Source organism: Corallococcus sp. AB049A, assembly GCF_003668885.1.
Lineage (GTDB): Bacteria > Myxococcota > Myxococcia > Myxococcales > Myxococcaceae > Corallococcus > Corallococcus interemptor.
This window is the reverse complement of record NZ_RAWL01001151.1, coordinates 1-439: the sequence shown is the minus strand read 5'-3', so window position 1 is coordinate 439 and position 439 is coordinate 1. Positions and strand designations below refer to the sequence as shown.

Genomic DNA, 439 nt, shown 5'->3' with positions numbered 1-439 from the left:
ATTTTCGGCAGTGTTCAAAGGTACCCATGATCTGGAGCTCAAACATGCCAACCTGGGTGTGTTCCTGCGTGGCACCTACTGGTACGACACGGCGCTGCGCGACCATGACCAGCGCTTCAAGCAGGTCGAGGACAACAACCGCAAGCGTTCGGCCAAGACCGCAGGTACCCAGCTGCTCGACGCCTTTGGCTACTACCTCTACGACATCGATGGCCAGCCAGGCTCGGCAAGGCTGGGCAAGCAGGTAGTGAACTGGGGCGAGAGCACCTTCATCCAGGGCGGGCTGAACGTCATCAATCCCTTCAACCTGGCGGCGCTGCGCCGCCCAGGTTCCGAGGTGAAGGACGCGCTGGTGCCGGTGAACCTGTTCTATTTCACGCAGAACCTGACCGAGGCGTTGTCGGTCGATGGCTTCTACCAATTGGACTGGGACCAGACC

At 60.1% G+C, this 439-nt stretch carries 1 protein-coding gene; it reads left to right on the top strand.

Going from position 1 to position 439, the window contains the following annotated elements; all coding sequences use genetic code 11:
• A partial coding sequence (locus D7X55_RS46600) for a DUF1302 domain-containing protein (protein WP_121725765.1) occupies positions 1 to 439 on the top strand: 439 nt, incomplete at both ends.